Here is a 26690-nt window from a genome sequence, read left to right as displayed (position 1 = left end):
GAAATAATATTTTTTAAATCTACGATTTCTATGTGTTGAAAAGGATATTATAAATTAAAATTTACTCCTAAAACTATGTTTCTTCCAATGTTTGGAATACCATCTGTTTTTAATCTTGAAAGATGGGCGATATAATTTTTATCGAATAAATTGTTACCGTTAAGATTTACATCAAAAGCTGTTTTTCCTAGTTTTACAGTTCCTCCAAAGCCTAAATTAACTAAAGTATATCCTTTTGAAGCCGTTTCGAAACCACTCACATTATTCTGGTTAAAAGTTGATGAAACGTTTAAAGAAGCGTATCCTTCCTCGAACCAGTTTTTGATTTTGAATTCGGTTCTCAGTGTATTGTTCCAGTTATTTGCCGGAATAAAAGGTAAATAATCTTTATTGTCTTTTTTACCTGTTACCGTTTCAAAACTCGTTTCAAAATGTAACCAGTCTAATGGATGCGGGTGAAAATGCAATCCAACTTCACCACCGTATAATTTTGCATTATCCTGTATATAGGCAAAAACATTATTATCATCACGAACTTCTCCTGTTGGCGATGTATAGATATAATTGTTTATATGATTGTAAAATCCGTTTACAAAAAATTCAAAGTGCGAATTTTTATATTCCAGATTTAAATCTGTCTGAACGTTTTGTTCGGTTTTTAAATCATTGTTTCCAATTTCATATCTATTTGTTCCTTCGTGTACACCGTTTGAAGTTAATTCGGCTAAATTTGGCGCTCTGAATCCTGTAGCTACATTCAAACGCAGTGTTAATGGCTCTGTTAATTGCGTTTTATATCCCAAGGAAGCATTAAAGCTGTCAAAAGATCGGTCTAAAGCTTGAAAATAACCTTCTTCGCCTTCAGTTCCGTGTGCTTCAGAGGTGACATTTCGATTATCGAAACGTAATCCTGCCTGTAGAACACTGTTGTTCCACTCGTAATTTGCTGTTCCAAAAGCTCCAAAATCATTTGTAGTGGCATTCGGAATTAAGTATTCTTCACCAGAATTAGCATTGGTCTGATGCATTCCCTGTATGCCAATAATGGTTTCAATTTTACCTAATTTTGGCAGGTGATATTTTGCGTTATAATTGAAAGTTTTAAGTTTCATATGCAAAACAGCTTCGTTGCTGTCTTCAAATTCGCTTCGATCATTAGCAATATATCCCAAATCGACATCTAATTTTGAATTTTCAAAAAAGATTACATTGTTTAAACTCAATAAATGATTGAAAATTCCTTGTCTCGGAAACTGTGTATCCTTACTTGAAGATTGTGCGGCGATGCCATCTTCCGGCATTCCTATATCCAGTTTGTTGTAATTATACCTTAATACACTTGAGAAACTGGAGTTGTTATATCCGATTCCGGTTTTAAAATCGGTTTCGTTATAACGGGAATTGGTTACGCGATCACCATCAGCAATTTTATAATCAGAATGCGTATTGTAACTTCCACGGGTTAAAAATTTCCAGTTATCAGTAGAAGTTTTTAGTCCAATTGAGGAGTTGCTTCCTTCTGTATTAGTGAAATATTTTTGACTGAAATTAGCCTTGAAAGTATTGGCATCAGCAAATTTTTCAGGATTAAAATACAAAACGCCGCCTAAAGCATCTGATCCGTATAATAAAGAAGCAGGACCTTTGATGACTTCAACACTTTCGATTCCGGCATCGTTTAAACCTAAACCATGTTCATCTCCAAATTGTTGATTTTCCACACGGACACCTTGAGAATATACTAAAACACGATTACCGCTAAGACCTCTGATTACTGGTTTTCCGATTGAAGTTCCTGTTGAAATCTGTGAAACTCCGGGAATCGTAGCCAAACCTTCAATCAAAGTTGAAGTTCCTTTTTGTTGTAATGTTTTGATGCTTTCATGCTCTACTTTCATTACGTTTTGCGATTGCAGTTTGTTGAAAGGAGTTGATACAATTACCTCATCCATTTCAAAAACAGATTCAGATAGTGTAATGTCTAAAGTATTTTCTTTAAGTAATTTCGGAATCGTTTTGTTTTGTGATGTATATCCAACAAAAGTAAAATTAAGCCTTAAGCTTCCGTTTGGAAGATTTTTAAATTCATACTTGCCGTTTTGGTCAGTTGTAGTCCCTTTATGCAATTCCTGCAAATAAACAGATACTCCGGGCATTGGATTGTTCTGAGAATTGATAACAGTTCCGGAAATTGAATTTTGAGCAGAAAGAATGCCCGAAAACCCTAAAATAAGGGCGATTATTATTTTTTTCATTTGAAAATGATGCTATAGTTAATTGATTTTTTTCTTTTAAAAATGAAATCAAAATAATAGTAAAACTTTCCAATCTCAATAAATAGGAAGACTGGAAAATTGAACTGATTTTTATAATCAATTTAAAAAGAAAGAATTTGTTGATTTCGAATATATCGAATTTAAGAAATTATAGCCGGAGGAGGGCCTCGAAGTGAGTACAAGCTTCCTGAAAATGAAATAACATTTTCTGAAAAGTTACAGAAATAAGGGATTTCCTGATGGTATTTATAAAACTGAAACGAAATCTTTTCAGGGGTAATATAACTTTCAAATGAAAACTGACAAACAAAACAGGAATCGTAATTATGGTGCTGGTGGGTAATTTCACCGTTTTTGTCATCATAATCGTGATGACATCTTTTCTCAGTAAGCTGTTTCGCAATATGCTCATAGCTGTGTACAGACTGAAACAGTATGGAAAACAATACTGTCAGAGCCAAAGAAACACTTATTATGAGCTGCTTTTTTTTCATAACCAATGCAAAGGTATAAAAGAGGATATAAAAATGCTTGATTTTGCTGCTTTTTATTGAAAATAGTGCAATAAAATATTTCAGAAGGCAACTAAAACAGAATAATTACATAATAATAACATCATAAACTATCATTATATTATATTTGTAAGTCTAATAAACCGCCCCATAAAAACGTTTATTTGATATTCTTCTTAAACCAAAACACAGTATGCGATTATTTTTTAGTTGTTTATTTTTAGTATCTTTTTTAAATGTTTTTTCACAGGAAGAAAAAGCGGAGCTTTTACCACAGGTAAAAGTCGACTCTTTATATCGTGAAGATCAATTTTATTTTGCAGTAACTTATAATCTTTTGGTTCAGGGCCCTTCGGGTTTAAAACAAGACAGATTTTCGGCTGGGATTTCATTAGGCTTTTTACGCGATATGCCTATTAACAAAGACAGAACAGTTGCTATTGCTGCAGGTTTGGGGTTAAGTTATAAAAATTATTACCAAAATTTGACGATTCAGAATATTCAGGGAAATTTAGTTTATGATGTGAATCCGTATAATGAATTTAATTCTAATAAATTCAGGCAGTATTTAGTTGATTTGCCGATAGAATTCAGATGGAGAAATTCGACTTATGAAAGTTATAAGTTTTGGAGAATTTATGGTGGAATAAAGTTCAGCTATGTCTTTTCGGATAAATCAATTTTGAGGGACGGGGAAACTACTTCTATAGTAAAAAACAATCCGGATTTTGATAAATTTCAGTATGGTGTTTATCTTTCAACAGGCTATAATACCTGGAATGTATATGCATATTATGGTTTGAAGCCTTTGTTTAAATCAGTTCAGACTTTAAATGGAGAAAATATAGATATGAGAACGATGAATATTGGTTTGATTTTCTATATTTTATAACCACAAATACAAAAATAAAATTTGAGGAAGTATTCCGATTATCAATCCAATCAGTAACTCTTTATTGGTGTGGGCATTCATTTCTAAACGGGACGAAGCTACAATTCCGGTCATTAATATTAAAAAAGCAGACCAGTAAGCATTATGCATTTGTAAGTGTATATTCAGCCCGATTACGAAAACAGCAAAACCACTGATTGCCATCATATGTAAACTTGCTTTTATCTTAAAAAGGGAATAAATCAAGGCTAGAATAGTGCTAAATAATCCGCCAAGGAAAAAAAAATGCAGTTCGGGATAACGAGTGATTACGATACTTCTTTTTACTAATAAAATAAACAAAAAGCATTGTAAAATTAATGGAATTCTACGCTGGGATGTTTCATGTATCATTACGGATTTTACATTTCCTGTTGATCTCAATAATAAGAAAAACAGTATCGGAACTATAACCGTGATAATCAAAATTTGAAGTATGACATAGTATTTTTCCTGAATCGTAAAGGCATCTTCTTTGTAAAAAAGGTAAAATAAGGTGGCGTACATCGATATAAAAATCGGATGCAGTATATAGGAGAATATTGGAAGAATTCTTTTCAAAACGCTGTAATTTGAGGTCTTCAACAAATATAATTGAAATATAAATACGTTGTTGTAAACCATTTATTTTTTAAGAAAATCACAACTCTTTTCTACCTTTAATGTTTTAAATTTGAAAAAAAGAAACTTCTAAATGAGCATAAATTTAAAAAGCCTGGTTTCGGTTCTTCATGCCGAATGGATTGGCTCAGATTCTGCAATTTTTATTGATCATATTTCTATAGACAGCCGTTCACTGCAAAATGGTTCACAAACCTTATTCTTTGCATTATCCGGTGTCAATAATGACGCACATTCTTATATTTCAGAGTTGATAGAAAAGGGAGTGAAGAGTTTTGTAGTCGAATATATTCCTGAAAATTGTCTTGGAAAAGCTGATTTTTTAGTTGTTAAATCAACTTTAGAAGCGCTTCAGAATTTTGCAGCTTATCATCGAAACCTTTTTGATTTTCCGATTATCGGATTAACAGGAAGTAACGGTAAAACAATCGTAAAAGAATGGCTTAATTTTTTGCTGAGCCCTGATTATAATATTATCCGAAGTCCGAAAAGTTATAATTCACAAGTTGGGGTGCCGCTTTCGGTTATTGCAATTAATGAAAAACATAATTTAGGCATTTTTGAAGCCGGAATTTCGACGGTTAATGAAATGGATAAACTCGAAAAAATTATAAGACCAACTATAGGAGTGTTAACTAATATTGGTACAGCACACGACGAAGGTTTTTTAAATTTAGTACAGAAGATTGATGAAAAACTGCTTTTGTTCAAAGAATCTCCGGTAATTATTTATCAGAAAAATGAAACTGTCGATTCCTGCCTGTCCCAATTTGCAGCCGAATATATGCTGCATCCCCGAAAACTTTTTTCATGGAGTTATACTGATAAATCTGCGGATGTTTTTATTCTGAAAAAAGAAAATAAAAATGAAACGACAACAATTCAATATCGATATAAAAAAGAAAATTACGATTTAAAAATACCTTTTAGTGATTCGGCGTCTATAGAAAATGCTATTTCGTGTTTGTTGGTTTTGCTTTATTTTGAATATGATTCTGAAGCTATTCAAAATCGTATGCAGGGATTGTATCCGGTCGAAATGCGATTGGAAGTCAAAAACGGAATTCACAATTGCAGTGTTATTGATGACAGTTACAGTTCCGATTTTCAGTCTCTTAAAATAGCTTTGGACTTTCTGGAAAGCCAAAAAAAGAATGCATCAAAAACCGTTATTTTATCGGATATTTTTCAAAGCGGATTTTCAAACGAAGAATTATATTCTAAAGTTTCTCAGCTAATTGCCGATAATAAAGTCAATCATGTTATTGGAATAGGTTCAACCATTTCGTCATTTAAAAACAAATTTTCGAATTGTATTACTTATCAGAGTACTGCCGAATTTATTGATGATTTTGACAATCTGAATTTTGCCAACGAAACTATTTTAATTAAAGGAGCAAGGTCATTTCATTTTGAAGAAATTGTGTCTTTGCTGGAAGAGAAAACCCATGAAACCATTCTGGAAATCAATCTGAATTCGATTAGCCATAATTTAAATTTCTTTAAATCCAAATTAGCCAATGAAGTCAAAATCATGGTTATGGTGAAAGCTTTTGGTTATGGGAATGGAGGTTTGGAAATTGCAAAATTATTAGAGCACCATAAAGTTAATTATTTAGGTGTGGCTTTTGCCGATGAAGGAATTTCACTGAAAAATGGAGGAATTAAATTACCAATCATGGTTTTAAATCCTGAATCGACCAGTTTTTCATCGATTATTCAGTATCAGTTAGAGCCGGAAATTTACAGTTTAAAAGGACTAAATGCCTTTTTGAAAATTGCCCGTGAAAAGAACCTGAAAGACTTTCCAATTCATATCAAACTGGATACCGGAATGCATCGCCTGGGTTTTGAACAAAATACAATAGACGAATTGATTGCCACTTTAAAAGGAAATTCAACCGTACGTATTCAAAGTATTTTATCTCATATGGCGACCAGCGATGATATGAAACATTATGAATTTGCGCTTTCGCAGATTCAATTGTTCGAAAAATTGTCTTCAAAATTAATGAATGAATTAGGCGTAAATCCAATTCGTCATATTCTGAATACTTCCGGAATTAGTAATTTTCCGGAGGCACAATATAATATGGTACGCTTAGGAATTGGTCTTTATGGTGTTGCCAATGATCCTTCAGAGCAAAAATATTTAGAAAACGTAGGGACTTTAAAATCTATTATTTCACAGGTTCGTACAATCCCTGTCGGAGACAGCGTTGGTTATGGGCGTAGATTTATGGCCGAAAAAGAAACAAAAATTGCGACGATTCCGATTGGTTATGCAGATGGGATTTCAAGATTATGGGGCAATCAGATTGGTTATGTAACCATTAAAAATCAGAAAGCATTTATTGTTGGCAGTATTTGTATGGATATGTTAATGGTAAATGTAACCGAAATCGATTGTAAAGAAGGAGATTCAGTCATTATTTTCGGTGAAAGCCCAACGGTGAATGAAATTGCAGATGCTTTAAAAACGATTCCTTATGAAATTCTGACGAGTATTTCACAACGTGTAAAAAGGGTGTTTTTCAGATAGTTTTAAAGAAACTTTCGAGAAAATTACTTATTTTCGATATATTTTTATAAACTTAAAATAAACAATTATGGGGATGCTTTCAGAATTTAAAGAATTTGCAATGAAAGGCAATGTGGTCGATTTGGCTGTCGGAGTTATTATTGGAGCAGCTTTTGGAAAAATTGTGAGCTCATTGATTGAGAATGTGATTACGCCTTTGTTATTAAAGCCTGCATTAGATGCGGCTCATTTGTCTACTATTGAAGAGTTGACAGCCTTTGGAGGAGTAAAATACGGAATGTTTATTTCGGCCGTAATTAATTTTGTAATTGTCGCTTTTGTTTTGTTCTTAATCATTAAAGGAATTAATAATCTTAAAAAGAAAGATGTTCCACCACCGCCACCGCCAGCTGGCCCAACTCAGGAAGAATTATTGATCCAGATTAGAGATCTTTTAAAAAACAAACAATAATATATACCGCTACACTAAGTCTAACTTAACCGCCTCATAATTGGGGCGGTTTTTTTCATATTGTTTAATTTGTAACAATTTGTTATTTTTTGTGAATCGAATTGTAATCGTTTTTATTATCCTTACTTTTGCAATCTAAATTAGAACATTCATAATAAAAAATATAAAAATGAGAATAGCGGTTGTAGGCGCCACCGGTATGGTTGGCGAGATAATGTTAAAAGTTTTAGCAGAAAGAAATTTTCCGGTTACAGAATTAATCCCTGTTGCTTCAGAGAAATCTGTTGGAAAGGAAATAGAATATAAAGGTCAAAAATATAAAGTTGTTGGTTTGCAGACTGCTGTTGATTTGAAAGCAGATATTGCACTTTTTTCTGCAGGAGGAGACACTTCATTAGAGTGGGCACCAAAATTTGCAGCAGCGGGAACAACAGTTATTGATAATTCTTCTGCATGGAGAATGGATCCGACAAAAAAATTAATAGTTCCGGAAATCAATGCTGAATCTTTGACCAAAGAAGATAAAATTATTGCTAATCCAAACTGCTCAACTATACAGATGGTATTGGCATTGGCTCCTTTGCACAAAAAATACAATATCAAAAGAATTATTGTTTCTACCTACCAATCCATTACCGGAACAGGTGTAAAAGCGGTTAGACAATTAGAAAATGAATATGCAGGAGTGCAGGGTGATATGGCTTATAAATACCCAATTCACAGAAATGCAATTCCTCATTGTGATAGTTTTGAAGAAAACGGATATACTAAAGAAGAAATGAAATTGGTTCGTGAAACTCAAAAAATCCTTGGTGATAATACTATCAGAGTTACTGCTACAGCTGTTCGTGTACCTGTTGTTGGAGGTCATAGTGAAGCTGTAAATGTTGAGTTTACAAATGATTTCGAAGTAAATGATATTCGTGAAATTTTACACCATACTGACGGAGTAGTGGTACAGGATAATTTAGATACATTTACATACCCGATGCCACTTTATGCCGAAGGTAAAAATGATGTATTTGTTGGAAGAATCCGTCGTGATGAAAGTCAGCCTAATACAGTAAATATGTGGATTGTTGCTGATAACTTAAGAAAAGGCGCAGCTACAAACACTATTCAAATCGCTGAGTATTTAATTTCAGCCGGTTTGGTATAAATTAGAGATTAAAGAAAATTGTTATAAAGAAAAGACCGTAATTACAGCAATGCAATTACGGTCTTTTTGTGTTTTAATGGTATATTTGGTTTAGTAATCCCTATTCAAAAATGAAAGACGTAAACCTAAAATACATTGAAGATAATTATCTGGAATTTGAAGAAATTATAAGGATAATGAATCTCACTTCACATAAATTAAACCAACTTATTGAAGTAAAACTTATTCCGGAACCTTCATATGTTGTCAGCTCAGAAGTAACAATAAGTTCTTCTTTAAATGATAATTATAAGATTGTCAGATCTAAAAAATATTTTCCAAAAAGCATCCTGAAACTTATTGAAGATAATATTGAGAATAATAATCCCGAAAAATTTAAAAGCGAGTTTAAGGAAACGCTATTGTCTAATTTGAAGAACCATAAGCACAAAACGTTTGCGTATGGCAACACTTTTGTTGAAAGTGGAGAAATAGATCTTGAGAAAGCAGATAAAGCACTCGAAGAAGAATGGAATTATTTCTGTAAAGGAATTTATGGTATTTGTATTTTAGAGAGTAATGAAGAGGCAATTATTGAGAAAGAGATTGCAATAAAAAGAATATTAGATTTTATTGAAAATAGAGGTTTAACTATAACTCAGGAAAAAATAAATCATTTAAAAGAACTGAATGACGTATTTAATAAATATACAAGTAATTTTGCACCATATCAGCGTGAAACAAGCAGTAGAGGAAAGTATTTAGATAAGCTTCTAACGGAATTTTCTTTGGAAGATTTAATAAAGAAATATGAATAAATATTATAATAAAAAAGCGAAAACCCAGGTTTTCGCTTTTTTATTAATATTCCGGAGCCAGTTCTAACTCCAGTCCTTCTAATTCTGTAGTAATTGGAATCTGACAACCTAAACGGCTATTGGATTTAACGTAAAATGCTTCCGATAACATGGCTTCTTCGTCATCTCCCATTTCTGGCAGCGCAACATCATTTAAAACGTAACACTGGCATGAAGCACACATGGCCATTCCGCCACAAGTTCCTTCAACAGGAAGTTCGTATGCTTTGCATAACTCCATTATATTCATTGCCATATCAGTTGGAGCCTGTAATTCGTGTATAACTCCTTCTCGATCTTTAATCTTTATTAATACATCCATTTTAAATTATTGGAATTTTATTGATTTAGAATTTGATAAACGTGATCAAATTCTAAAATTATTTATTAACTATTTGGTTTTAAGCTAAATGCGTATTCTTTTTTACCGTTCTCTTTAAGGTGCATTTTCGCGCCTAATACATTTCCGCCTTTTTCTAATAATGTAATTATTACAATTGTTGAGTAATAATCTTTATCCAATTCGAAAATCAAAGTTCCTTCATATGTCGAATTTACTACTCCTTGCTTGTCAGTGGTAACCGATAGTTTTCTTGGATGCGAAAATTCTGCTGTATTGTAAGCTGCCTTATTTGAAAATTTTGCTTTGCCTGCACATAAATCATATAAAAAATCATAATTACCAATTCTAAAGCTGCCTTCTTCTTTATTGCTATTGATAGAAACTATAATTTTTCCATCATATGTAAAATCCGACCACTCTTCAGATTCATTAACCCATGCTTTATCAACTAGTAATGTTTGCGTACTTTGTTGGGCGTAATTTACTGAAATGAAAAATAATAATAAAAACAGAGTGTAATAATTCTTCATAATTTAAGATTTAGGAGTATGTTACAAATTTAAATGAAAAATGGAACATACCCTTCTCTAAAAGTCTTAAATCTTTAAACTGTTTTTTATTGATATCATAAAAAAACAGATATTTTTATTTATTTTTATGAAATTTTATAACGAAACCCCCTAAATGGCTATTATTCCTGTTAATTATTTATGACTTAAAAACAAGAATACTTGCAGATTACAAGATATTAACCACAGTTTCAATTTGTGGTGCATATTTTTTTATAGTTGTTTCCACGCCGGCTTTTAATGTCATTTGATTTACACTGCAGCTAATACATGCGCCTTCAAGACGGACTTTTACATGTTTGTCGTCTTCTATTGAAATTAGTGTAATGTCGCCGCCATCAGAATTTAAAAAAGGTCTGATTTCTTCAAGAGCCAATAATACGTTACTTGTTATTTCTTCTGTTGTCATAATGTTTAATGTGTCAATTAGAAAATGTGTCAATTAGATAATTGTTTTGCTTCTCATTATCTAATTATCAAATTATCTCAATTATCTAATTCTTTTTAACTGCTGAACAACCAGCCATTGTTGTAATTTTAATGGCTTCGGTAGCAGGCAGGCTATCGTTTCTGTTTACTACTTCCTGTACTACATTTCTAGTGATTTCTTCAAAAACAGTTTCAATTGTTGATGCTGTCTGTAAAGCTGCCGGACGACCATAATCTCCTGCTTCACGAATAGACTGTACAATTGGAACTTCGCCTAAAAACGGAACATTTAAATCTTCTGCCAGGTTTTTTGCTCCTTCCTGACCAAAGATATAATATTTGTTTCCCGGTAACTCTTCAGGTGTAAAATACGCCATATTTTCGATAATACCTAAAACAGGTACATTAATATTCTCCTGCATAAACATTGCCACTCCTTTTTTCGCGTCAGCTAATGCTACTGCCTGAGGAGTACTGACTACAACTGCACCGGTAATTGGTAAAGACTGCATTATGGATAGGTGAATATCTCCTGTTCCCGGCGGCAAGTCAATTAACATAAAATCTAATTCACCCCAATCAGCATCAAAAATCATTTGGTTTAATGCTTTTGCAGCCATCGGCCCTCTCCAGATTACAGCCTGGCTTGGTGCAGTGAAAAATCCAATCGAAAGTATTTTTATTTCATAGCTTTCTACCGGCTTCATTTTTGATTTTCCGTCAACGGTAATCGAAACTGGTTTTTCATTTTCGACATCAAACATGATTGGCATTGAAGGACCGTAAATATCGGCATCCAAAACGCCAACTGCAAATCCCATTTTGGCAAGGGTTACTGCTAAATTTGCGGTAACAGTAGATTTTCCAACACCACCCTTTCCTGATGCAACAGCAATAATGTTTTTGATCCCAGGAATCGCTTTTCCTTTTATTTCGTTAGGGTTTTCTTTAGTTTCAACCTTAATATTTACTTTAATTTTTGCTTCTGGAGATACCAATTCAAGAATCGTTTTTTTGATATCATCTTCGGCTCTTTTTTTAATGTGCATAGCAGGAGTATGAAGTACTAAATCTACCACAACTTCATCGCCAAAAGTAATAACATTGGCAACAGCTCCGCTTTCAACCATATTTTTTCCTTCTCCTGCTATGGTAATTGTTTCCAGAGCTTTAAGAATTTCTTTTCTGTCTAATTTCATTTTGATGTGCTATTTTCTATTGAAAGAAATCGATTTAAGGTATTGTCTTTATTTAAACTGATTTCAGACTGCAAAGATAACAGATTATGTTCGGATTCTTAGCTTTTTAAATTGTATTTATTGATGGCAGGATTGAAGAAATAAATTTAAAAGATAAACCCGACAAAAAATAATTTTGCCGGGTTTCAAAAAAAGTTGATTAATTTATTCGTATTTCAAATATTTTAAAATATCAATTTTAGTGACTTGATAAGCTTTCGTTAAAACAATTAGTAAAGTTAAAATTAATAAAGAAACAAACGCAATGCTGAAAGGAAGAGCTGAAATTCCGATTCTGAAAGCAAAATTATCCAGCCATTTTTGCAATAAAATATAACCGGGAATAACTCCGATTCCAAATCCTAACAAGCAAAAAATAATGTATTGTTTCGATAATTCCTTTAGTAAAACATCCGTTTCTGCCCCTAATGTTTTTCTAATGGCAATTTCTTTTAATCGTCTTTCCATCGAGAATGAAGCTAATGCAAACAGCCCAAAAATGGCAATTATGATAACAACAAGGTTCAAAATAAAAAATAAATCTTTCTGTTTTACTTGTTCCTGATACGTTTTGGCAAAACCTTTGTTCACAAATTCATAATCAAAAGGATAGTCCGGATTTACGTTTTTCTCCCAGTAGGTTTTTAATTTTGCTAAGGTTTCCGATAAATTATCAGGAGAAACTTTTATATAGACATTCTGAAAATTATTCCATTTTAATGTTTTAATGTTAACAAAAACCATTGGAGGAATTTTATCCTCAAGGCCTGTAATATGAAAATCTTTTACAACACCTACGATTTTTAATTTCAAATTTTCTCCACCTTCGCCTCCAAAACCAGATGTTATAACTGTATTTATTGGGTTTTTAAGATTTAAAGTTTTAATCAGGGTTTCATTCATCAGCATATTACTAACGGTATCCGAAGCAAATTCGGGAGATAAATCCCTACCCTGAACAATTTTGATTTTCATCATTTCAAGAAAACCAAAATCCATTTCAACATTTCTTGGCTGCACCATAATACCATTATGTGTAAATCCTGAACTCGAATTGGTACTGTTTCCAAAAGTTCCTGCAAAAGTAGAAATTTGCTGAACCCCTGAAATTTTCTTAATTTCCTGCTTCATTGTCAGGTATTGATCTGTTCTTTTTTTGCGTTCGGAGGTATTAAAAGGCACTCTTATCACCTGATCACCATTAAAGCCAAGTTCCTTATTCATCATATAATCTACCTGAGAATTTACAATTAGTGCACCAATGATGAAGAATGCTGCAATTCCAAATTGAAAAATAAGCATTGAATTTCGAATCCAGATTCCGCTTTTACTTCTGGAGAAATTGCCTTTTAAAACCTTTAAGGTTTCAAAATTTGAGATATAAATGGAAGGGAAAATACCTGCAAGAACGATTACTAATCCAAATATAAAAATGAGCTGCAGGTAAAATTCACCACCATTCATGGTTAATGTTTTCTTTAAAAAGTTGTTGTAATAAGGCAAGGAAAGTTCAACAATTGCTAAAGCAAAAATGATAGCCAGAATAACAATTATGGCAGTTTCAAAGATAAATTGAGTTATAATCTGACCTTTTGTGGCGCCCACAATTTTGCGGACACCAACTTCCTTTGCACGTTTTATGGCCGAAGCTGTTGCCAGATTGATATAATTTACTAAAGATAAAACCAAGATCAAAATAGACAAACCAACCATAATATAAAGCAATTGCAAATTGCCTTTCCCTTCTGGAAAATTAATTCCTTGCGAAGATTTTGTTCCATGTAAACGAGCCGTCTGTAATTGATCTATTATAACAGTAGTTTCGCCATTTTCCTTCACATACTGTGCTACAGTCTGACCACTTTCTTTTGCATCTTTTAATGTTCGGTTCACAAAATTTACATTTTGCATCTTCTTTAAAAGTGCAACAGGATCAGTACCTTTTTTGGTTTTGATCATTAGACCATAATTGAAACTTCCCCAACTGTCTAAATCTTGCGGACGCTTAACATCACCAAACACGTAATTTGGTTCTATAGAAGATGGTCTAATTAAATGATAAACTGATTTTACGGTATAAAACTTATTATTATAATTGATTGATTGACCAATTGGATCTTCATTCTTAAAAAGTAATTTAGCACTTTCTTCAGATATTGCAACACTATTATCTTCTTTTAAGATGTTAGTTTTTGCTCCTTTTACGATTGGAAACGGAAAAACATCAAAAAAGCCATTATCGGCGCCTGTGATTTTGTCTGCCATTATTTTTTTGTCCCGGTATTTTATAGGGGCATTATCATACTTGGTATTGTTAAAAAAGCAAATAGATTCAATCTCAGGAATTGTGGCTTTGCAGGTTTCTCCAAAAGGAACTGAATTTGATGCCCAGGTATTGCCTGTTCCTCCAATTTTATTCAGAACCTGATATGAGTTTTCTTTTTCAGGATTCCATTGGTCATACAAGTTTTCGTTATTCCAATATAAAATGGCGAAAATCACACCAGCAATCCCAATGCTTAATCCTAAAACATTTAAAAACGAAAACAGTTTGTTTTGTTTTAAATGATAAATAAATATTTTAAACCAGTTAAAAATCATAGTTTATGTTTTTAATAATTAAATAATAGCCATTATTTTGCAAATGAATCCCACCAGGAGTATAATTGCGGTTACAATAAATTTGATCATCTTTTTATTTATTTAGCGTCCATAAAAACATCAACATTGCGCGAATTTAATTTTTCAGAGAATATAACACCGTCTTTCATATGAATCGTTCTTTGAGAAAAAGAAGCATCATAATCAGAGTGTGTAACCATCAGAATCGTAGCGCCTTTTGCATGTAGATTCGTTAAAAGTTCCATTACTTCATTACCATTTTTGCTGTCCAGATTTCCAGTTGGCTCATCGGCCAGAATAATTTTAGGGTCATTAACCAAAGCTCTCGCAACCGCAACACGTTGTTGCTGTCCTCCTGAAAGCTGTTGTGGATAATGTTTTAATCGGTGAGAAATATTCAATTTCTCGGCAATAGCTTCGATTTTTTGTTTTCTGTCAGATGTTTTCACGTTGTTGTAAAGCAAAGGCAGTTCAATATTATCGTAAACCGAAAGTTCATCGATTAAATTAAAATTCTGAAAAATGAATCCAATATTTTCTTTACGAACATTAGCCCTTCCTTTTTCTTTTAAGTGAATCATTTCCTGATCTAACAATTTATAACTTCCATCAGTCGCACTGTCCAAAAGGCCGATGATGTTTAATAAAGTCGATTTTCCACAGCCCGAAGGTCCCATGATAGTTAAAAAATCACCTTTTTTAATTTCTAAAGTAATCCCGCTTAAAGCTGCTGTTTCTACTTCTTCGGTTCTAAAAACTTTGGTTAAATTTTGTATTGTGATCATATTTTTTTAAAGTGTTAGTTGTTATTGATTCTGTTTTTTGATTGATGATTGAAACTCTTATTTTATGTAAAATGTGATTTGTAAACTGTGATTGCGACTGAAAACTGCTAATGTGAACTAATCAATAATTCTTCCACATCCTTATAATCTGAATATGATGAAGTAATTACAGATTCGCCTTCTTTCAAGCCTTCTAAAACTTCATAATACGATGGATTTTCACGGCCTAATTTTATGTTTCTTCTTTCTGCTTTATTTCCTTTTACAACAAAGATCCATTTTCCGGCTGTTTCCTGATTGAAGTTTCCTTTTGGAACTACCAGTGTTTTATTTTTCTCCGATAAAATCAGTTTTACACCAAAACTAAGTCCGTCTTGTAAAACGATATTTTCTTTAGAGATAAAAGCCAATTCTACTATAAAATGCCCGCTTTTTACTTCCGGAATTACTTTTGTAACCAGGACCTCAAGTGTTTTTTCTTTAAATTCTACCTGGCCCTTCAAGCCTTCGCGAACTTTTTCCAAATAAAACTCATCCACTTCGGCGGTCAGTTTATATCCTCGTTTGGAGTCAATTTTTCCGATGCTTTCTCCTGCCTGAAATGTTTTTCCTAAAACAGGTTCAAAAGAAGTCAATCTTCCGGATTCAGGAGCTGTAATCAAAAAATTCTTTTTGTTATTTCTCAAAATATCCAAACTTTTTTCCATGGTTTGAATGGAGCGGTTGATTTGTGAAATCTGCAGCTGATTTGTCTGTTTTTCTTTTGTAATACTTTGCTGAATCGTTCTTTTTCGTTCTTCCTGAAAGCGTAAGCTTTCCTTAAAAGTATTCCAGTCATTTTTCGAAATCACATCTTTATCAAACAATTTCGAGTTCATATCGTACAATCTTTTAGCATCATTATAATCGTGCTCAATCAAAACCAAGTCCTTATTTAAATTCAATTCCTGATTTCTGATGTTCAGTTTTCCGGTGTTCAAATTATTGATCTGCTCAATAATTGCGGTTTCCTGAGTAAGATAATTAAGTTCTGTATTCGGATTATACAAACGTGCCAGCGATTGGCCTTTGGTAACCATAGCACCATTTTCAACAAAAATCTCTTTTACAGATCCTCCTTCGGTAACATTTACAAGCATTACATTCAAAGGTTCTACTTTGGCCTGAAAAACAACGAAATCTTCAAAAAAAGCTTTTTCGATTTTTTGAACCGTTAGTTCTTGGGCTTTTACATTTAAACTTCTTTTTGTATTAAAAGAAAAAAAGATAATTACAGCCAAAACTAAAAAAATACTAATTGCTATTGTGAGATACCTAAATTTTCTATTTTTACGAGGAATTACCTTGTCCATATTTCAATAATTTACTGATAATCAACAGGTAAATACTGTGCCATAAAATTTATTATTTGTAAAGTATTGATTTTAAAAGAGCATTAAAAACCATTCAAAAAAATACTGTTCGATAATGAACAGCTGATCGTTCGGAATAGGACAAAAATAAATGTTATGAGAAAAAAACAAGCCCAAATATTGATCGTTGACGACCAGGAAGAAATTCTTTTTTCGGCAAAAATGATTCTCAAAAAGCACTTTGAAACCATTTTCACAACCAACAGTCCAAAAAAAATCATTTCTATTTTAAGTGAAAATGAAATTAATGTGGTTTTATTAGACATGAATTACCGAATAGGTTTTGAAGACGGACGCGAAGGAATTCATTGGCTTAAAGAAATTAAAATGCTTTCACCACAAACTGTCGTGATTTTAATGACGGCCTTTGGTAAAATTGAAACTGCGGTTGAGGGAATAAAAATCGGTGCTTTTGATTATGTTTTAAAACCCTGGCATAACGAAAAATTACTCGAAACAATTGACAAGGCTGTTGCCGAAAGCCGAAAGAATTCTAAAAAAACTGTAGTAGAGAAAACAGAAAAAAAATATTTCACTGGTACTTCTGCCAAAATAAAACAAGCCTATTCTATCGCTGAAAAAGTAGCCAGAACAGATGCCAATGTTTTGATCCTGGGAGAAAACGGAACAGGGAAGTATGTTTTTGCAGCGTTTATTCATCAAAACTCAGAACGAAAAAAACAACCTTTTGTGCATGTTGATTTAGGTTCTTTAAGTAATAATTTATTCGAAAGCGAACTTTTTGGTTATGCCAGAGGAGCTTTTACAGATGCGAAAGCAGATACTCCCGGAAGATTCGAAATGGCTTCAAATGGCACTATTTTTCTGGATGAGATTGGCAATATTCCACTTCATTTGCAAGCTAAATTATTACATGTTTTACAGACTAAAACCGTTACACGTTTGGGCGAAAGTAAACCAAGACCTTTAAATATCCGAATTATTGCCGCAACAAACAGTGATATTAAAGCCGAGGTTAAAAATAAAACCTTCCGTGAAGATTTACTTTATCGCATCAATACAATGGAAATTCATTTGCCGTCATTGCGGGAGCGAAAAGATGATATTGTTCCGTTGGCACATTTTATTTTAGATCAGATTGCCGAAAAATACAATCAAACCGATTGGCAATTTGAAGAAAATGTTTCGCCTTATTTAGAAAAATACCCGTGGAAAGGAAACATTCGTGAAATGGAAAACAAGATCGAACGCGCTTTGATTTTAGCTGAAAACAATACAATTTCTGTACACAATTTAGATATTCTTGACTTTGAAGATATTCAGGAAAACGATGATAATCCGTTATCAGAAATGGAAAAAACCGCTATCGAAAAAGCTTTATTCAAACATCACGGAAACATTACTAAAACAGCTGATGAACTGGGCTTGTCAAGAGCTGCATTGTATAGAAGAATTGAAAAATACGATTTAAAAAACATATAAATTCAAAATAGTTTTGCCAGATTAAAGGATTAAAATGATTTTAATATTTTTTTTCGCGCAGATTATGCAGATAAAAATGATTTTAATTAATCCGCCAAATCTGCATAATCTGCGTGAGAATTATAGCAAGTAAAGAATCATTTTAATCTGTGGCAATAAAAAACAGAATATGAAAAATTGGAAGTTTTATAATGTCTTGTTTGTGAGAGTCTTATTTGTCATGATTCTTTTTTTCTTTTGTGTGATTCTGATTTACAAAATGTTTTATTACAATGCACTTTTGATTGGAGTTTTTGGCGTTGTAATGTTGATTGAAATATACTTTTTCATTAAAAACCAATTGTTGTTTTACGACCGAACTTTGCTTTCGATGCTTCAAAATGACTTTACCACCAATTTTCCGGAAGAAAATAAAAAGGATAATTTTAAAAATTTATATCTTCTGTATGATACTTTAAAAGTTCAAAAACAAGAACAGAATTCAAAAGAACTCATTTATCAGTCGATTTTAAACAGCATTGATACCGCCGCTTTAATTCTAGAAAAAGAAAATGAAGAATGGAATATTTTTTTGATGAACGATTGTTTTTCAAACTTATTTAAAGTGCCAAAAGTTAGTCATTGGAGTTACCTTAAAAATTATTTGCCATCGCTTTGCAATGAAATTGAGGAAATTGGTTTTACGGAGTTAAAGTCGGCGATTTCGATTAAAATCGAAAATCAGGATTTACAGACTTTTATATTACAAACGTCGCTCACGAAAACGTACAACAAAGAATATTTTATCATTTTACTGGATAGTATTCAGCGTGTTATTGAGAAAAAAGAAAAAGAAGCCTGGATTAATCTGATGAAAATTATTTCGCATGAATTGATGAATTCCTTAACGCCAATACGTGCGCTTTCGCAGAATTTACTTCAAATTGTTGATCAGGAAAAACTCGAAGATGAAGATTTTGATGACATAAAAAGTAGTATTTCTACAATCATAAACAGAAGCGATCATTTGCAGGTTTTTGTTGAAAATTACCGAAAATTGGCCATGCTTCCGACGCCAAATAAAATAATGACACCAATAAATGCACTTTTTGAGGATTGTCTGAGAATTATGAACCCGATTTTAAAGGCAGAAAATATTGAATTAATAAATGAAATTAATAGTTCACGTTCTATTTTGATTGATAAAAACCAAATAGAACAAGTAATTATCAATTTGATTACAAATAGCATTTATGCGCTAAAAGAGAAGAGCGAAAAGAAAATGTTTTTATCCGGCTATACAGAGAATAACCGATTTTTTATTGTCATTTCTGATAATGGAAAAGGAATTGATTCTGCGATTAAAGACAAAGTATTCCTGCCGTTTTTTACCACCCGAAAGGATGGCGCCGGAATTGGGTTAACGCTTTCTAAAAATATTATAGAAGCACATGGTGGCTATTTAAGCTATCAGACTGAAAATGATAGAACGGACTTTGTAATCTGCCTGATTTAAGGGATTAAGCCCTCTAAATTTTTCTTTAAAACTATTTTCACTAACTTTTATTGTAGATAAATCCAATCCGTTCTTATGTGAATTTTAATATAAGTTTACAATATTCTATAAATTAATTTATAGGGAACGTTCCTAACTTTGAATGCCTTAAATCATTGATTTTCAATATTTCTAAAAAAGATATGTGAAAAACTTATTTGTGGTATAATATAGGTTTTTGCTGTTTTTTTTAGATAAAAATTAATTTCTAAAATTAATCATCATGCGAAATCTTAATTTCTTAATTATAAATATCACAACGGTTTTTTTATGCTCTTCTTTTAGTTCTGAGAATAAAATACAAATAACCTCCAGTTTAAATTCAGCAGATAATATTTCTTCTAATATTTCTTCGAAAAATATAATTTCCGGAATTTCTATTGATAGTGTTTCTATAGTTACATTTTTTAAAAAATATTCCAGTTTAAAATCCTATCAAAAAGAAGTTTCAGATCTCTATAAAAAAAGAGAATATAATATGATTTGGTTTGATAATAAAGGGATTAATGAATTTGGATATTTATTGCACGAAAAAGTGAGTCTGCTAAAAGAGCAGGGAGTTGAGAAAACGATTCCCTATCAAAATGTGATTAATAAAATTTTTAACGAAAAGGCATCCAAAAAAATCTCTCAGTCTGAAACGGAGCTATTGTTAACCAATTTGTTTGTGTTTTATGCGAATGCTATTAATCCGGATATCGATTCTCAAACAGCAGACGAAGAGGAATCCTATTTAGCAGCGAAAAATATTCCGTACGGAAAAATATTAGATTCTTTTATTCAGATTCAGGAGCGGTTAAATAAAAAAGAGCATCTTTTATTTGGTCAATATAACAAACTTCAGGCAGCATTGACAAAATACCAGAATATTGAAAAAAATAATCTGTGGAGAAAAATAGATATAGACAGTGCTACTTATAAAGATTTAAAACCTTTCGACAGTGCTCAGGCTATAAGACAAATTAGGGAGCGATTGTTTGTAGTTGGAGATTTGAAACGGGACTCTAAAAGTAATGTGTATGATGAAGAGCTGATGGCAGGTGTTTTAAATTATAAAAAAAGGTATGGCCTTAAATTAAATTATACTTTAACACGGGACCATATTAATCAAATGAACGAACCTGTAAGCAATAGTATTAAAACCATTATGCTTAATATGGAACGCGTGCGTTTAATACCGGCTAATCTCGCTGACGCCAATCAATATATAATGGTTAATATCCCGGCATTTAAAATGTTTTATGTTGAGGATAATAAATATGAACTTATTTCAGACGTTTTTGTCGGGGCAAAATGGGCAGAAACTGCGGTTTTTAGCAGTATGATGGATAAAATTGTATTTAGTCCCTATTGGAATGTCCCACAAAGTATAATCGATAATGAATTAAAACTTAATATGGCATCAGATAAAAACTATCTGGAAGATCATAATATGGAATGGAATGGTGGCCGTGTCAGACAAAAACCGGGGCCTAAAAATTCTTTGGGACTGGTTAAGTTTTTGTTTCCAAATCCGTATGACATTTATATGCATGATACACCTGCGAAAAGTTTGTTTCAATTTGAAAACCGTACTTTTAGCCATGGATGTATCAATGTAAAAGAAGCCAAAACACTTGCTCATGTAATTTTAAAGGATGATCCGGACTGGCCTGCTGAAAAAATAAATGATGCCATGAATGGAGAAAAAGAAACCATTTGTACATTGAAGAATAAAATCCCAATTTATATAGGTTATTTTACGGCCTGGGTTGAAGATACCGGTGAGATTAGTTTTTTTCCTGATGTGTATGAAAAAGACAAATCCAATTCTTCTAATCTGGTGATGGAGTAATAGTAGTTATTGTTACTCATGATTTATTTCAGGCTGCCAAAAGTGTTTTTCAAAATCTACAATTTGATTATTAACCACTTTAATGCCTTCGCTTTCCAAAAGCTGCTGCATTAAATTGGTTCCGTCAAAATGATGTTTTCCACTTAGAAGACCTTTACGGTTTACAACTCTGTGTGCAGGAATATCTTCTATATTATGCGAAGCGTTCATTGCCCAGCCCACCATTCTGGCAGAACGTGCTGTTCCTAAAGCTTTGGCAATGGCTCCATAAGAAGTTACTTTTCCGTATGGAATTTGTCTGGCAATAGTGTAAACTTTTTCGAAAAAATTATCTTCAGCCATAAGTTTCTTTTTTTTTGCCACAGATTAAATGATTAAAATGAATTTTTTAATCTGTTTAAATCTGCAAAATCTGCGTGAAAATTAAAGTTAACCCGAAGTGTGTTGAACAAAAATTTTATGAATTATACTACCAACAGGTTAAAGTTAAAAATTATTTAATCTGAGGCATATATTTTACCCGAAATAATAATTTAAAATATTGAACAGCGTCACAATAGCAACCAAACCTGTGATACTTCCAATAATGGTATTCATGTTTCGCATCAGATAATCAGTTTTCTTTTCTATTCTTCCAAAGAAAGCAATATAACTATACAAAACAGCAAAGGAACCTAAAACAGATCCTAATACAAAAGTAAAAATAATGTTGTTTTCAAATACAAAAAGATGGTATGAAGCTAATGTGACACTCACAACCACATAAAACGGAATTGGAAAAAAGTTTAATCCCGAAAGCAGCATCCCTAAAAAGAAACGACTTTTTCTGCTTTTCTTTTTAATTTTTGATTTTTTGGCTTTTGGCCCTTTTGCTATAAATAAAAAGTAAATAGTTAAAACTGAAAAGATACCAAAACCAACTTCTCTCAGCAAGGCAACGACATCTGGTCTGCCATTTATTACCTGAGCAAATAAAACAGCTACATAAACCTGAAAAAAAATAACTAAAAGGGCTCCGGCGACAAACCATAAAGCATTTTTTTTCCCTTCTTTCAGATTTATTTTTGCAGCTGTCATGTTAATTAAACCAGGGGGGATAATTCCGATGAAAGCTGCAATAAAGCCTGAAAGTAATGGAGTAAGGTATGCCATTCAGTTATTTGATGGGTTTATAAAATCTTTTTTAAAATTAAATTAGTCTTTAATTTTAAAACGAATATACGTAATTGCCTTGTTAATTTCTAAATATTGTTTTTCGTAAAAGGTTTGAAAAGCAGTAACTTCTTCAGGGCTTCCTTCATTTTTATATACATTGTGGTTGGCATATAAAACCTCGTGGCCTTCACCATGAAGCAATCCTAAAGTATATCCGTGCATGAATTCACTGTCGGTTTTTAGATTAACGACACCGTCTTTTTTGAGGATTTTTTTATACAATTTCAAAAACTCGGAATTTGTCATTCTGTGTTTTGTTCTTTTGTATTTGATTTGTGGATCCGGAAAAGTAATCCAGATTTCATCTACTTCGTTTTCGGCAAAAATATGATTGATTAACTCGATTTGAGTTCGGACAAAAGCAACATTGTGCAGTCCGGTTTCAACAGCAGTTTTAGCACCTCTCCAGAAACGGGCACCTTTAATATCTATTCCGATAAAATTTTTATTGGGATATCTTTCAGCTAATCCAACAGAATATTCGCCTTTTCCGCAGCCTAATTCTAAAACTAATGGATTGTCATTTTTAAAGAAATCATCATTCCATTTTCCTCTAAGCGGAAATAAATTGCCCACGACTTCTTCTCTGGTTGGTTGAAAAACGTTTTGAAATGTTTCGTTTTCCCTGAATCTTTTTAGTTTATTTTTACTTCCCACTTTTACAAAAATTTTCAGCAAAATTAAGGAATATAAACGAATGAAAACAGCGTAATTACGTTTAAAATTTTTTGCGGGGAATTGCACTAATTTTTACTAATTTATTTCGTGTTTTCATTTTGTAAAAAAGAAAACACAAAAATCCGTAAAGAGAAATTACTTCTTGAATTAGTGCAATTCGTGGCAGGCTTTTTTAGTTGTATGGTGAGTCTTCAGCGAGAATTTTCATATGAGGATCAAGAGTTTCATCGTGTTGTGATAAATCCAGTCCGATGTGTTCTGATTCTTCTGAAACTCTCAGGGGAATAATAAAATCGGTTACTTTGAATAATAAATAAGCTCCGAAGAAAGTGAAAATAGAAACCAATACCAAAGCCATCATATGATGACCAAAAACATTCCAGCCACCGTGTAATAAACTGGAATCTTCACCATGTGCAAAAATAGCGGTTAGGATCATTCCCATAATTCCACCTACTCCGTGACAGGCAAAAACATCTAAAGTGTCATCAAATCTTTTTGAGAAACGACAGTTAACTGCAGAATTTGAAACCAAGGCAGTAACAAATCCGAAGAACATACTTTCCGGAACCGATACAAAACCTGCAGCGGGTGTTATGGCAACTAAACCTACTACAGCACCAATGCAGGCGCCTAAAGCAGAAACTTTTCTGCCGTTCATTCTGTCAAAGAAAATCCAGGTCAACATGGCTGCTGCCGATGATGTTGTAGTAGTTGCAAAAGCCATTGCAGCTGTTCCGTTGGCAGCAAGAGCTGAACCGGCATTAAATCCGAACCATCCAAACCACAACATTCCGGTGCCTAATAATACAAACGGAATATTAGTTGGGATATGCAGGCTGTTTTTTCTTTTTCCTAAAACGATCACACCGGCCAGAGCGGCAAAACCGGAACTCATGTGTACCACGGTTCCTCCGGCAAAATCTTTCACACCAAAATAACTGCCTAAAATACCTGTTGGATACCAAACGGCGTGGCATAAAGGGGCATATATGAAAATAGTGAATAAGCTGATGAAAATTAAATACGAGATAAAACGCACACGCTCTGCAAATGAACCTGTGATAATAGCAGGGGCGATGATGGCAAACTTCATCTGAAATAAAGCAAAAAGCATAAACGGAATAGTACTGGCTAATTTTTTATGAGGTAAAACGCCCACATAATCCATAAAGGCAAAAGTAGTCGGGTTACCAAAGAAACTGTAAAAGTGATCTCCTGAGCCAAAACCTACAGGATCTCCAAAAGCTAAACTAAAACCAACAGTCACCCATAAAAGTGTTACAACTCCCAAACAAATGAAACTTTGCAGCATGGTAGAAATGACATTTTTCTTGCCTACCATTCCACCATAAAAAAAGGATAAACCGGGTGTCATGATCAATACAAGACAGCAAGAAGTCAGCATCCAGGCGACATCCGCGGGAACAATATGTTCAATTGTACCAAATTCTGATAATACATAACTATTTTCTGTAACCGTTGGCCAAAAAGCACCGGTAATACAAACAATACTTATCATAATAAAGGAAATGATCCAGCGTTTTTCTATTTTCATTTTCAAATACTTATTTAACCCTATTTTTTTTGGGGTCAAAGTTAAAAAAAAATAAAGATTTAGATTTTCAGTCCTGTTAAAATAGAGGCTGAATTTTTATTTTAGCAAATATTGTAAAATATGAACTGTTTTTTTAAGAGTATCTTATTTTGAAGTTCTTAAAAGGCAGTGTTATTGCTAAATGTATTATAATTAAATTGATATGCGATTTTGTAAAACGTTATAAAAGCTAGTGTTGTAATAAGAAAATCAGAATTTATTTATCTTTTTTTTGAAGTTTTTCGATAAAAAGATCTTCGATGGGTGCTTTTATTTTTATAGCGGCATCAACTTCATCATTCGGAATGGTCATGGATAAAACATAATGCTGAATTTTCCATTCTTTTCCAACTTTTACCAGAACTCCGGAACCGCGGCAGATTTTCATTTGGGTATTCAGTAATTCATCAAACCAGGCAATTTTTCCGGTTTTGTCAAAAAAGATATGACGCTCCAAAGCGGTAAAATTCCATGTTTTTCCTTTGTCGAAAAAAGGTTTCGCCCAGACTTTAAAATCAGGTTTTGTCCAGTTTTCGGTAGCATCAGTTCCGATGAAAATGGCATCATCAGCCATCAGGTCAAAATAAGTATTGAAGTTTGCATCAGTGGCAGCTTTGTGCCAGGTATCAAGAGTTTGACTGACCTGATCTTTTTGAGAAATTTGAGCGTTTGCAAAAATGCTTATAAATAAAAGAAATAGAATTGATTTTTTCATAAGTGATAGTATTTGAGTTTAAAGATAAAGAATGATTTTTAACGATAGAAAGTTTCACGCAGATTCAGCAGATAAAATTTTAGACCACTATTAAAAAAAATCTGTATAATCTGCCAAATCTGCGTGCAAAAAAATAACGATTTTGTGTGAATGTAAAACTTAAATTATCTTAGATCACTTATATGGTTTAATTTTAAAAAACCAGTATATTTGAGTGCTTTAAAAATACCCCAATCATGAATGCGAAAATCTACATAACTTCGATAGCAATTACTTCCTTATTTTTTATTTCCTGTAAAAAAGAATTAGAACCTCAGGAAAATACCGCAACATCTGAATTGGTTAGATTAGGACTTGCAAAAGACACTACTAAAACCACTGCTCAGGCATTGCAGACTCCGGTTGCAACGAATCCAAATACGGTTTTGGGTTCCAATGAAGGAATTAATCCTGCACACGGAAAACCGGGACATCGCTGCGATATTGCTGTTGGTGCGCCTTTAAACTCGGCTCCAACAAAAGGGCAAACTACAACTGCACAGCCCGGACAAACTATTCAGGTAAATCCGAATCAGAAAAATGTAGTGACTACAACAGTTGCAGCACCTGTAAAAGTAGGCAAAGGAATGAACCCTTCGCACGGGCAGCCAGGGCATAGATGCGACATTCCCGTAGGGGCGCCTTTGAATTCTCCGGTTACAAAACCAGTTGCTGACGCTCCACAAGGAGGTACTGTTGAAAAAACGTTTACAGTGTCACCACCGGCAAACAATTCTGCTGTTCCGGCATTATTAAGTACCGAAAGCAGTAATGCTAAAACCGTAACCACAGCCGAAGGCATGAACCCGATCCACGGGCAGCCAGGTCATCGTTGCGATATTGCAGTGGGAGCGCCATTACCAAAATCATAGAGAGAAAGGTACAAAGTAACTAAGGTACACAGGCGCA

Annotated in this window: 24 protein-coding genes; 9 read left to right on the top strand and 15 right to left on the bottom strand. The window is 33.0% G+C overall.

Annotation, left to right across the window (positions count from 1 at the left end; translation table 11 throughout):
- Nucleotides 1–47: 47 nt before the first annotated feature.
- Both ACEN92_RS13310 and ACEN92_RS13305 read right to left on the bottom strand, forming a co-directional pair.
- Nucleotides 48–2255, bottom strand: a complete 2208-nt coding sequence (locus ACEN92_RS13310) for a TonB-dependent receptor (protein WP_495638844.1) — start codon at nucleotides 2253–2255, stop codon at nucleotides 48–50.
- Between the two features lie 161 nt (nucleotides 2256–2416).
- Entirely contained in the window at nucleotides 2417–2770 is a 354-nt protein-coding gene (locus ACEN92_RS13305; protein WP_495638843.1) for a hypothetical protein, read from the bottom strand.
- Nucleotides 2771–2981: 211 nt separating this feature from the next.
- Here ACEN92_RS13305 and ACEN92_RS13300 point away from each other — a divergent pair, with 211 nt between their 5' ends.
- Nucleotides 2982–3680: a porin family protein gene (locus ACEN92_RS13300; protein WP_495638842.1), complete on the top strand. Its 699-nt coding sequence runs from the start codon at nucleotides 2982–2984 to the stop codon at nucleotides 3678–3680.
- On the opposite strand, the gene ACEN92_RS13295 is transcribed toward ACEN92_RS13300, so the two are convergent.
- Nucleotides 3675–4280, bottom strand: a complete 606-nt coding sequence (locus ACEN92_RS13295) for a hypothetical protein (RefSeq protein ID WP_495638841.1) — start codon at nucleotides 4278–4280, stop codon at nucleotides 3675–3677. The genes ACEN92_RS13300 and ACEN92_RS13295 overlap by 6 nt on opposite strands.
- A 133-nt stretch (nucleotides 4281–4413) precedes the next feature.
- Between ACEN92_RS13295 and ACEN92_RS13290 the strand changes: the two genes are divergently transcribed.
- From ACEN92_RS13290 to ACEN92_RS13275, 4 genes are all read left to right on the top strand, one after another.
- A complete protein-coding gene (locus ACEN92_RS13290; protein WP_495638840.1) occupies nucleotides 4414–6882 on the top strand; it encodes a bifunctional UDP-N-acetylmuramoyl-tripeptide:D-alanyl-D-alanine ligase/alanine racemase in 2469 nt (822 codons plus the stop codon).
- Between the two features lie 67 nt (nucleotides 6883–6949).
- Nucleotides 6950–7333, top strand: a complete 384-nt coding sequence (gene mscL, locus ACEN92_RS13285) for a large conductance mechanosensitive channel protein MscL (protein ID WP_495638839.1) — start codon at nucleotides 6950–6952, stop codon at nucleotides 7331–7333.
- A gap of 169 nt (nucleotides 7334–7502) precedes the next feature.
- Entirely contained in the window at nucleotides 7503–8492 is a 990-nt protein-coding gene (locus tag ACEN92_RS13280; protein ID WP_495638838.1) for an aspartate-semialdehyde dehydrogenase, read from the top strand.
- Between the two features lie 110 nt (nucleotides 8493–8602).
- Nucleotides 8603–9289, top strand: coding sequence for a DUF6058 family natural product biosynthesis protein (locus tag ACEN92_RS13275; protein WP_495638837.1), 687 nt, complete (start codon nucleotides 8603–8605; stop codon nucleotides 9287–9289).
- A 43-nt stretch (nucleotides 9290–9332) separates the two neighbouring features.
- On the opposite strand, the gene ACEN92_RS13270 is transcribed toward ACEN92_RS13275, so the two are convergent.
- The 7 genes from ACEN92_RS13270 to ACEN92_RS13240 form a co-directional block, all read right to left on the bottom strand.
- Nucleotides 9333–9650 carry a 2Fe-2S iron-sulfur cluster-binding family protein gene (locus tag ACEN92_RS13270; protein WP_007805184.1) on the bottom strand — a complete coding sequence of 106 codons (318 nt, stop codon included), beginning with the start codon at nucleotides 9648–9650 and terminating at the stop codon, nucleotides 9333–9335.
- A gap of 65 nt (nucleotides 9651–9715) precedes the next feature.
- Nucleotides 9716–10201, bottom strand: coding sequence for a hypothetical protein (locus ACEN92_RS13265; RefSeq protein WP_495638836.1), 486 nt, complete (start codon nucleotides 10199–10201; stop codon nucleotides 9716–9718).
- Between the two features lie 208 nt (nucleotides 10202–10409).
- On the bottom strand, nucleotides 10410–10649 hold the full coding sequence (locus tag ACEN92_RS13260) for a NifU family protein (RefSeq protein WP_495638835.1): 240 nt from the start codon (nucleotides 10647–10649) through the stop codon (nucleotides 10410–10412).
- Nucleotides 10650–10734: 85 nt separating this feature from the next.
- Nucleotides 10735–11868 (bottom strand): Mrp/NBP35 family ATP-binding protein, encoded by a 1134-nt coding sequence (locus ACEN92_RS13255; RefSeq protein WP_495638834.1) that lies wholly within the window; start codon nucleotides 11866–11868, stop codon nucleotides 10735–10737.
- A 204-nt stretch (nucleotides 11869–12072) separates the two neighbouring features.
- Entirely contained in the window at nucleotides 12073–14508 is a 2436-nt protein-coding gene (locus tag ACEN92_RS13250; protein WP_495638833.1) for an ABC transporter permease, read from the bottom strand.
- A gap of 98 nt (nucleotides 14509–14606) precedes the next feature.
- Nucleotides 14607–15314, bottom strand: a complete 708-nt coding sequence (locus ACEN92_RS13245) for an ABC transporter ATP-binding protein (protein WP_495638832.1) — start codon at nucleotides 15312–15314, stop codon at nucleotides 14607–14609.
- A gap of 107 nt (nucleotides 15315–15421) precedes the next feature.
- Nucleotides 15422–16666: an efflux RND transporter periplasmic adaptor subunit gene (locus ACEN92_RS13240; RefSeq protein WP_495638831.1), complete on the bottom strand. Its 1245-nt coding sequence runs from the start codon at nucleotides 16664–16666 to the stop codon at nucleotides 15422–15424.
- Nucleotides 16667–16822: 156 nt separating this feature from the next.
- Here ACEN92_RS13240 and ACEN92_RS13235 point away from each other — a divergent pair, with 156 nt between their 5' ends.
- From ACEN92_RS13235 to ACEN92_RS13225, 3 genes are all read left to right on the top strand, one after another.
- Nucleotides 16823–18169, top strand: a complete 1347-nt coding sequence (locus tag ACEN92_RS13235) for a sigma-54-dependent transcriptional regulator (RefSeq protein WP_495638830.1) — start codon at nucleotides 16823–16825, stop codon at nucleotides 18167–18169.
- A 169-nt stretch (nucleotides 18170–18338) separates the two neighbouring features.
- A complete protein-coding gene (locus tag ACEN92_RS13230; protein ID WP_495638829.1) occupies nucleotides 18339–19664 on the top strand; it encodes a sensor histidine kinase in 1326 nt (441 codons plus the stop codon).
- A gap of 262 nt (nucleotides 19665–19926) precedes the next feature.
- A complete protein-coding gene (locus tag ACEN92_RS13225; RefSeq protein WP_495638828.1) occupies nucleotides 19927–21537 on the top strand; it encodes a L,D-transpeptidase family protein in 1611 nt (536 codons plus the stop codon).
- Between the two features lie 12 nt (nucleotides 21538–21549).
- On the opposite strand, the gene ACEN92_RS13220 is transcribed toward ACEN92_RS13225, so the two are convergent.
- The 5 genes from ACEN92_RS13220 to ACEN92_RS13200 all read right to left on the bottom strand — a co-directional run bounded on the left by ACEN92_RS13220 (nucleotide 21550) and on the right by ACEN92_RS13200 (nucleotide 25742).
- Nucleotides 21550–21879 (bottom strand): MGMT family protein, encoded by a 330-nt coding sequence (locus ACEN92_RS13220; protein ID WP_495638827.1) that lies wholly within the window; start codon nucleotides 21877–21879, stop codon nucleotides 21550–21552.
- A 174-nt stretch (nucleotides 21880–22053) separates the two neighbouring features.
- A complete protein-coding gene (locus ACEN92_RS13215; protein ID WP_495638826.1) occupies nucleotides 22054–22689 on the bottom strand; it encodes a LysE family transporter in 636 nt (211 codons plus the stop codon).
- Between the two features lie 42 nt (nucleotides 22690–22731).
- The gene (gene trmB, locus ACEN92_RS13210; protein WP_495642345.1) at nucleotides 22732–23409 is read right to left on the bottom strand and encodes a tRNA (guanosine(46)-N7)-methyltransferase TrmB; all 678 of its coding nucleotides are present in this window, start codon (nucleotides 23407–23409) and stop codon (nucleotides 22732–22734) included.
- A gap of 193 nt (nucleotides 23410–23602) precedes the next feature.
- Nucleotides 23603–24988: an ammonium transporter gene (locus tag ACEN92_RS13205; protein WP_495638825.1), complete on the bottom strand. Its 1386-nt coding sequence runs from the start codon at nucleotides 24986–24988 to the stop codon at nucleotides 23603–23605.
- A gap of 256 nt (nucleotides 24989–25244) precedes the next feature.
- Nucleotides 25245–25742 carry a nuclear transport factor 2 family protein gene (locus ACEN92_RS13200; protein ID WP_495638824.1) on the bottom strand — a complete coding sequence of 166 codons (498 nt, stop codon included), beginning with the start codon at nucleotides 25740–25742 and terminating at the stop codon, nucleotides 25245–25247.
- A 236-nt stretch (nucleotides 25743–25978) separates the two neighbouring features.
- Between ACEN92_RS13200 and ACEN92_RS13195 the strand changes: the two genes are divergently transcribed.
- A complete protein-coding gene (locus ACEN92_RS13195; protein WP_495638823.1) occupies nucleotides 25979–26653 on the top strand; it encodes a hypothetical protein in 675 nt (224 codons plus the stop codon).
- Nucleotides 26654–26690 lie beyond the last annotated feature (37 nt).

It is taken from the genome of Flavobacterium sp. Flavsp81, assembly GCF_059491325.1.
The sequence above is the reverse complement of the archived record's forward strand: the minus strand, read 5'-3'. Positions and strand labels throughout refer to the sequence as shown.